Origin of the sequence: Protofrankia sp. Cj3 (assembly GCF_917627355.1) — a bacterium.
GTDB lineage: Bacteria > Actinomycetota > Actinomycetes > Frankiales > Frankiaceae > Protofrankia.
Window position 1 is genome coordinate 1 of the sequence record NZ_CAKJTR010000228.1, and the last position, 6,632, is coordinate 6,632.

At 71.2% G+C, this 6,632-nt stretch carries 5 protein-coding genes; 1 reads left to right on the plus strand and 4 read right to left on the minus strand.

Annotated elements, in window-relative coordinates:
* The 4 genes from MJ783_RS20900 to MJ783_RS20915 all read right to left on the minus strand — a co-directional run.
* A partial coding sequence (locus MJ783_RS20900; RefSeq protein ID WP_239313006.1) for a polysaccharide pyruvyl transferase family protein occupies nt 1-990 on the minus strand: 990 nt, incomplete at its 3' end.
* Nucleotides 950-2,158: a glycosyltransferase gene (locus MJ783_RS20905; RefSeq protein ID WP_239313008.1), complete on the minus strand. Its 1,209-nt coding sequence runs from the start codon at nt 2,156-2,158 to the stop codon at nt 950-952. The genes MJ783_RS20905 and MJ783_RS20900, both read right to left, overlap by 41 nt.
* Nucleotides 2,145-2,927 (minus strand): glycosyltransferase, encoded by a 783-nt coding sequence (locus MJ783_RS20910; protein WP_239313011.1) that lies wholly within the window; start codon nt 2,925-2,927, stop codon nt 2,145-2,147. The genes MJ783_RS20905 and MJ783_RS20910 overlap by 14 nt, the downstream gene beginning before the upstream one ends.
* A gap of 953 nt (nt 2,928-3,880) precedes the next feature.
* Nucleotides 3,881-5,218 (minus strand): C40 family peptidase, encoded by a 1,338-nt coding sequence (locus MJ783_RS20915; protein WP_239313013.1) that lies wholly within the window; start codon nt 5,216-5,218, stop codon nt 3,881-3,883.
* 1,093 nt (nt 5,219-6,311) lie between these two features.
* On the opposite strand from MJ783_RS20915, the gene MJ783_RS20920 reads away from it, so the two are divergent.
* Nucleotides 6,312-6,632, plus strand: a 321-nt coding sequence (locus MJ783_RS20920) for a hypothetical protein (protein ID WP_239313015.1), incomplete at its 3' end; no start/stop codon positions are given.

The window sequence follows — 6,632 nt, forward strand, 5'->3', positions numbered from 1 at the left end:
CCGCCGGATGGCGCCCGCCAGCTCGCCCGCGGGCGCGTCCGGCCGGACGGCGGGCTGGCCGAGCCGGCGGGCGAGGCCGGCGAGTTTGGCCTCGTGCGCGACCGCGACCACGGGGGTCCCGGCGGCGGCACCGGCGAGCAGCGCATGAAAGCGCATCGCCACGAGCAACCTGGCCGAAGCGGCGCTGGCCCGTGCCTCGGCCAGGTCCGCCGGCGGTGCCAGCACCGTGCTGCCCGCAAGCCGGGCCCGCAGATAGGACGCCATCTCGCGGTCGTCCGCACCCGTGCTACCGACCTGCCACGGCTGAAGGAGCACCCGCAGCCCGTTCGCGCTCTGCTCGGCGAGAGCCTCCGCGAGCCGGTCGAGCAACAGCGAGAGCTCCTTGCCGGTGGCTGCCAGATGGCTCAGCGCGACCAGGACGGTATTCTCCCGGTCACGGTACCGGCCGCCGGTGTGCGGCGGTGGGTTCAGCGGTGGGTTCAACAGCGTCCACGCGGGGTCCGAACCGACCCGGAACGGTGTCGGGGCGCCGCAGCCGCGCAGCAGGTGAGCTGACTCCTCGTCGCGCAGCACGAGGAGATCGATACGGCGGACCAGCTCCCGCGCAAGCCGTCGCGAAAGCGGGTCGGCCAGGAGACCGGCGCCGACACCGACCGCGGCGACCCTGCGTCCGAGCGTCCGTGCCGAGGTGACCAACGCAAGTGAACGCACCAACAACGAACGCGCCGCACGGCCGGCGCTCGGGTGCAGGGTCTTGAAGATGGTGCCGCCACCGAGGACGACCACATCCGCGCTCAGCAGAGCCTGGGCGACCGCCCACGGATCATCGCTGTCGACGGCGTCACATCCATAGGTGTGCTCCGTCCATCCCGGACGCGCCGTGGTGACCACGAAGTCGCAGCCGGGCAGCGCCCGCAGAAACGCCTCCAGCAGCGCTTCGTCGCCCGGATTACGCTGTCCGAACGCGCCGGCCAACAGCACCCTTGCCACCGGTCACCTCCTCGTAGAGGTCGAGATGGCGGCCGGCCACCGTGGGCCAGGACCTGCCGTCGGCGAGGAACGCGTTCGCCGCGCGGATCCGGTCGAGCCGAGCGTGGTCCCGCGCAAGCTCGCGCAGCCGTTCGGCGAGCTCCGCCGGTGTTCCCGGTATGGTCATCAACGGTGGGGCACCGACGCAGTCCGCGAGCGCCCGCGACAGCAGCACCGGGGTTCCGTAACCGAAAGCCAGCGCCAGCACGCCGCTGCTCGCATGCGGCTTCGGATACGGCAGCAAGGCGAGGTCGGCAGCGCCGAACCAGTGACCGACCTGCTCTTCTGGCACATATCCGACGAACCGCACCTTGTCGGCGAACCGCTCGCGGAGCGCGTCCGCGTAGCTGTGCGTCCCGGTCATCCGCGGATGGTCACCGCCGGCAACCACGAGCTGGACGGTGCCGCCAGCCAGTACAGCCGCCTCGCAGGCCAGCTCGAGGCCCTTGTAGGGCGCCACGAAACCGAAACAGAGAACGGTCAGCCGACCGTCCAGGCCGAGCGCGAGCCGGCTGGCCCCGCGGTCCGGGGTGACAAGATCCTCAATCCCGTGCGGAATGAGCACGGCGGACGGCACGACATCGGTGAACGCACGCTCATGGACCACGACCGCGTCGGCGAGCCCGCTCACCACCCGCTGCAGGCCGGCAAGCCCGCCGCGCGCCACCGCCGCCGGTACGGCCACCCGGTGCATCCGCGTGTACTCCGCGGTGACGTCCTGGGGTGACACAACCTGGTGCATGGTGACGACGACCGCGGGGCGGCCACGCCGCCGGGCGGACAGCGCCGTCACCAGTGACGGCAACGCCGCGGCCCCGCCGTAGAGGAACAGCTCGTGCTGCAGGTGGATGATCGGAGCCCCGGTCTCGCGGGCCGAGCGCCATGCGGCCAGCAGCGACCACGGCCGGTTGCCAAAGGCTCGATGCACGGTGGGGATTGGCTCGTCGCTCGGGGGCACCGCGGCCGATTCACGAACGTTGATCTTGGGCGCGACCACCGCGACCGTCGCGCCCGCGTCAACCAGTGAGGTCGCGAGGTTCGCCGCGTAGGAGGCGACGCCGCTCGTCCCGGCGTGCTTCGCGCCGCGCGGTGGATAAGGCGCGACGAGCGCGACGTCAGGCCGCGACATCGACAGCTCGCCGGCCTGCCGCGAGCAACGCCGAGGCAACCGCTGGTTCGCCGCGGGCGGGTGCCGGGACCGGCAGCATCCGATGCCGCAGCCACAGGCGTAACAAGGAGACGGCCATCCGCCGGCTGTCCGCGAGCAGGTCCAGCCGCGAGCCCTGCTGGTCGATCCAGACCGTGGGCACCTCCGCCACCTCGCACCCCAGGGCGCGGGCGACGACCAGCAGGTCGACGTCGAAGAGGAAGTCGCGGGCGGACAGATACGGCGTGACCTGGTCCAGGACGTCCCGCCGAAACACCTTGGCGCCGCACTGCGTATCGCAGTAAGGCAGTTTGAACATCAGCCGAACCAGCATCGCGAATCCAGCACTTGCCGCGCGGCGCCGCAACGGACGGGCCACGGGCAGCAGCGAAGCCGGATGCCACCGGCTGGCCACCGCCGCGCCGACGTCCTGGGCGACCGTCGCGAGCCTCAGCAGCTCACCCGGCGGGGTGGCGCGATCAGCGTCGACAAAGGCGACGAGTCCCGCGTCGGCCCGCCGGAGCGTCTCCGTTATCACGCCGCCCTTGCCAAGCTTCGGGTAGCGATACATCCGCAGCCTGTCATCGACGGCCTGATAGCTCCGGACGATTGCCGCGGTACCATCGGTGCAATGATCCAGCGCCACGAAAAAATGGAAGCCCGGCGCGTCGAACGCACGCAGATAGCTGTCGAGCGTGCGACCGATCCGATGCTCCTCGTTATGCGCGGGAATAATGATGTCGAGACGCATTGAGCTCCCTTACCAGGAGAACCGACGGAGGCCGGAAACAAACTCGCCGACAGGCCACCAGAGCTATGGCAAAAATTCGGCGGCCCTGACAGCGCATGGCAGCACGACCGGCCGCCGGCCGCGGTGCGGTCTGATCCGCCCGCCCCCTCCCCCGTGGATCCCAACATTGGACACACTCATCAGCAGAATTCTCAGCCAGGCTCTACCCAGCCAGTTTCCTGGTCGTGACTGCCAAGAAACGGCAGAGTTGCGGTTGCATGGCTGTTTGCTCCGGGCATGGTGTCCGTATCCGAAACTCCGGGTGGAAATCAAGCGAAACACTACGATGCGTTACAGTGAATGAATACACGTTCAGGGCGGGACCGCATTCCGGGCCGCGGCCCGCCTCGATCAGCCCGGTCGGTCCACGCCCACCGAGCGCCCACCGAGCGCCCGGCAACAGAGGCGTGGACCAAGGAGCGGGGCTGGGGTACGCGCCCCAGCCCCGCGACGCCGCGTCCCCTGTTGCCGGCCGCGCCGCAAACAACACCAGCCGAACGCCGCTGTCACACGGCCGCGGGCCGCCATCCCGGATGCTGGTCGTCCGTCTGGGGCGGCACCGCGGGCGGATGGCGGCGAAGCGCCCCCCGGCAACGCCGGCAGCGAATATCCCCACGCTGGGCGACGCGGCCGCAGCCAACCGCGCACGGCACCGACTCATACGGCCCGAGAGCAAGCTGGCCCGCATAGTCGCCGACCAGCAGCCGGCACTGGCAGCGCATCACGTCACAGCAGACGAGCAACTCGCCACGGCGATGCAGCCGCCACTCATGGCCGCATTCCCCACACGGCCTCACCGGTCGACTCACGTTCATTGTCCGCCCCCGATCCGAGCCGGCGGCGCGCTGGCCGCCGACAGCAGTTTGCTCAGCCAGAAACCCGCGCCTTCCACCGCTTCCAGCGCGTGGGGCTGTTCACCCAGCGGTCACCGGCGCCTGGGTGGTGGCCGCCGCGGAAGGAGCGGCCGATGGTGGTGCTGTCGTGGTCGCCGCGGGCGCCGCGGGCGCCGCGGGCGTGCTGGCAGGCGGTCCGCTGCCCGCTGGTGACGGAGAAGGGGATGGCGAAACGGTCGGCTGCCCGGTCGCGGCCGGTGCCGGCGAAGCCGCGGACGCCGGCTGGGTGACGGCAGGTGACGCGGCAGGCGACGGGGCGGCAGCCGGCACGGTGGACACCGTGGCCGCGGTGGGCCCAGGCTCGGGTGCGGCCGATGCGGGTCCGCTGGGGCTCGGTGCCACACGTGGCTGCGGGAGGTCACCTGGTGTCGGCGTCGGGTCGGCCGAGCCGCCTGGGGTGGGCATCAGGGCGGGGGTGGGGCCGGTGGGCATCGGCTCGGTGGACATCGGCTCGGTGGGCAAGCCAGCGGCGAGACCGGCCTGTCCTACCGCCGGTGCGACGGTTGGCGGCTCACCCGCGACAACACCGCCGCCGGGGTCCTTGCGCAGCGGTGGGATCACCAGCGGATCCACCGCCGCGCCGCCGGCGGGCGGCGGCGGCACCGTGAACGGGCCGACCGTGGTTATCCCCGTACCGCGGATGGCCCGCGAGAGCCGGACCGCGCCGATATAGCCGTCGAGCCACAGCGGTGTGATGCGGACCACGTCTCCGGTCTGCGGCGCATGGATCACCAGGCCGCCACCGACGTACATCGCGACATGATGGATCGTTGCCGGATCAGCGGTGTCGTAGGCGTAAAAAACAAGATCGCCGGGTAGCAGCTCAGCCAGCCGGACGGCCTGGCCGACCCGGGCCTGGTCCGCGGCGACCCGGGGGATAAGGATCCCCGCGGTCGCGAACGCCCGCTGGGTGAGCCCGGAACAGTCATACGAATCCGGGCCTTGCGCCCCCCACTCATACGGCCGGCCCAGCTGGCTGAGGGCAAACAGCAGCGCCGCGCGAGCCTGTGCTGACGGACCGAGGCCCGCGACGTCCTGGGCCCGCACGACCGTACGCCAGCGGGCCAGGCCGGGCACATTGAGCTGGTCGCCGCCGGCTCCCGGCGTCGCGTCCGCCTGCTGAACAAGATCGCTAAGATTCGCCCGCAGCGTGCTGTACGGCTGCCGGGCCCAACCGCCGGACAGCCCGGAGCCGCCGGCAACGTCGGCCGTCCCGCTCGCCGACACCAGGAGCGGCGGAGGCGAGACGGAGCGCGGCAGGGCCACTTCGGAGCCGCCCAGCCCGTACACCGCCATGCTGGCGGCCAACATGATGCGCACGAGGTGCCGAATCTCGTGCCCGCCCCCCTGTGCCCGCATGCTCCTCCGTTCATCCGGACCGCTTTCAGCTCCCGGCGGCAACAGGAATGCGGCCGCTGCCCCGGGCATGTCGCGGGGAGATACCGCACGGAAAACCGATCACCGCCACCGCACGCCACCCGCGCGGGCACCGCGGGAACACACCAGCCGCTCGTACCCGCCGATTTCTCCAGGCGGCTGCCGACAGCCATCCCCCCTGTAAACGATCCGCTATCCCCCGGTAGGCGATTCGCACGCCCTCACGCTTCCATACGTTATACGGCGGGAGCCCATCGCTCCCGCCAGTCAGCCGGCCACATTTTAGCGGCTCCGGCAATGGAGCTGTCCGGCTCGCGCCGCCCAGGCCGCGCCCTGCCACGTTGCCGTCGGTCCACGCCCAGCGCGGGACGCCTTCCGCCGCCGCCTCGCGATCCATCCACCCAGCCGCCGCGCCTGATCGAACACCCTATTGCCGGGCGCTCTTATTGATCAGAAAAACTCGCCAACGCCACCAACTAGCCACCCGCCGGCCATGGAGAATTTGCCGCGGCGAGATGACCAGGAAATGCGGTGAGGACAGAGTTGAGACCCGTGATCGGGTCGATCTCCGCCGGCCGCGGGGAAGGGGCCGGGGGCAGGGAAACCAACAGACCGGGGCGTGGCGGGGCCGCGCATGGAGATTTTTTTCGCGACACGTCGCAGGCGAGCACGCATTGACTGTGGCATTTCCATTCACCCGCGGGTAGCCCCGCGCCCGTTTCGGGCCGGCGGCGCCCCGGCCGCGGCCGGCAACCAGCCGAAGGCGGTGCGAGCATCTCCTTCGCGCCGCCGACGACACGACGATCAAAAGTGTCCGGCAACAGATGCGTGGAGCAAGGAACGGGGCTGGAGTGCGTGCATCGCGAGGCGGCGTGGGGAGCCGCCCTGCTGGTGCGCGCCCCCACCGCGCGACGCCGCGTCCCCTGTTGCCCGCCGCTCTCAGGGGGGAGCAATCGATGGCCAAGGATGGGGCCGGCCAGCGCCGGCCGCGGTACAGCGGGCCACCACGCGGCGCGTTCATCAGGACGGCACGCCGGAGCAGGCTCCGGGGCAGGCAGGCCGGCCGGGGGGCCGCATGACCGTCTCCGCCGGGAACGCCACGCTCGCCAGCGCCGCCGGCATCTCGCTGCCCCGTCGCCGGATCGCGACCGAGCAGATCATGGTTATCGCGGGCCAGCTCGGCGCGGGCGGCGGCAACCTGCTCTTCTCGATCGTCGCGCTGCGGCTGCTGAGCCCGAGTGACTATGCCGAGCTTGTCACATTCATCGCCCTCTATCTGCTGTTACACGTTCCGACAGCCAGCCTGGCGGTTGGCAGCGCCATCGCGCCAGGTGACGAGCGGCGGCTACGCCGCGCCGGGCTGGGGCTCGGCGCCGGGGCCGGGGCCGCCCTCGCG